The organism is Pseudomonas sp. PME37.24/006 (assembly GCF_055556635.1).
In genome coordinates, this window is the sequence record NZ_JBVHNL010000157.1 from 1 (window position 1) to 263 (window position 263).

The window sequence follows — 263 nt, forward strand, 5'->3', positions numbered from 1 at the left end:
ATGGCCGCCTTGAGTTCGTCCAGGCTGTCGGCGAAGCGGTAGGGCGAGGTTGCCAGGCCCAGGGTTTCGCCGGCCAGTCGGCGGATGCCTTCGCGGTTCATGGTCAGCCAGGCAGCGCGCGCGGTCGGGATCACGCGGGCACGGCCGGCTTCTTCCAGCTTGACCAGGGTCTCGGTGGCAATGGCCTCGATCTCGGGCACGATCAGGTCGGGCTGCTCCTGCTCGATCAGTGCGGCCAGCGCGGCACCGTCGGTCATGTTGAT

At 68.1% G+C, this 263-nt stretch carries 1 pseudogene; it reads right to left on the minus strand.

Going from position 1 to position 263, the window contains the following annotated elements:
• Positions 1–263 (minus strand): annotated as a pseudogene (gene purT / locus ACZ3GY_RS24235) (phosphoribosylglycinamide formyltransferase 2); the annotation flags it as partial.